The organism is Frankia sp. CoBUL1, from assembly GCF_978021245.1.
On the sequence record NZ_CDXDOS010000030.1, the window covers coordinates 1 to 896 of the forward strand.

Sequence of the window (896 nt, forward strand, 5' to 3'; positions counted from 1 at the left end):
GGAACTGGGGCGTGTCACAGATAGTGTCGAGCCGGTCAATCAGCCGTCCCATGTGAGGAAGTCGAGGAGCTGACCGTGAGTAACATCGCAGCCCCGCGCCTGCCGGTTCCGGGTCCGGACCTTCGTGCACCCGGTCAGGGTGGACCCGCGTTCGACGACCAGGTGTTCAACCGTCTGTTGGCCAACCGCATCGTCTTCCTCGGCTCGGTCGTCGAGGACTCGATCGCCAACGCGATCTGCGCGCAACTCCTGCTGCTCAACGCGGAGGATCCGACCCGCGACATTTTCCTCTATATCAACTCGCCGGGTGGGTCGGTGAGCGCCGGTATGGCGATCTACGACACTATGCAGTTCGTCGAGAATGATGTCGCGACCGTCTCGCTCGGTCTCGCCGCGTCGATGGGGCAGTTCCTGCTCTGCGCCGGTGCGTCGGGCAAGCGTTACTCCCTGCCGCACGCGCGGATCATGATGCACCAGCCGTCCGGTGGTATCGGGGGCACCGCCTCCGACATCGCCATCCAGGCGGAGCAGATGCTGTACACCAAGCGGATGATGCAGGAGCGCATCGCCTTCCACACCGGTCAGCCGATCGAGCAGATCGAGCGCGACTCCGACCGGGACCGGTGGTTCACGGCTGAGGAGGCCAAGGACTACGGCTTCGTCGACCACGTCGTCCAGCAGGCCCGCCAGGTTCCCAGCGAAGGCCCGGTGAGCTGAGCGGAGCCCCCGCTCACCGGATCGAACCGTCGTCATCCGTCCCGGAGGCAGCCACCATGTTCCACGACACGCTGTACCAGCAGATGCGGCACGAGCAGGCCCGCCAGGCAGCCGCCCAGCCGCAGGGCCGCTACGTCCTGCCGAACATCATCGAGAAGACCTCCCGCGGCGAGTACGGC

The 896-nt window shown here is 65.8% G+C and carries 1 protein-coding gene; it reads left to right on the forward strand.

Annotated elements, in window-relative coordinates:
* The first annotated feature begins 75 nt into the window (after window positions 1–75).
* Entirely contained in the window at window positions 76–717 is a 642-nt protein-coding gene (locus AC08OX_RS04715) for an ATP-dependent Clp protease proteolytic subunit (protein WP_011435649.1), read from the forward strand.
* Window positions 718–896 lie beyond the last annotated feature (179 nt).